Here is a 217-nt window from a genome sequence, read left to right as displayed (position 1 = left end):
CTCGCCCGCCGTGCTGATGACGATGGGCACCTGGTTCAGCGACAAGTACGCCGAGGGCACGGTCGGCCACCGCTTCTACGCCGGCTGCCAGAACGTCGACACCGTCGAGTCGCGCGCCGCCGAGCACGCCCGCGAGCTCTTCGGCGCGGAGTACGCCAACGTGCAGCCGCACTCCGGCATCGACGCCAACCTCGTCGCCTTCTGGTCGATCCTCGCC

At 70.0% G+C, this 217-nt stretch carries 1 pseudogene; it reads left to right on the top strand.

The features are described from left to right. Window positions 1–217 (top strand): annotated as a pseudogene (locus QWY29_RS20790) (glycine hydroxymethyltransferase); the annotation flags it as partial.

It is taken from the genome of Nocardioides abyssi (assembly GCF_030412915.1).
GTDB lineage: Bacteria > Actinomycetota > Actinomycetes > Propionibacteriales > Nocardioidaceae > Nocardioides > Nocardioides abyssi.
This window is presented reverse-complemented; position numbering and strand designations above follow the sequence as displayed.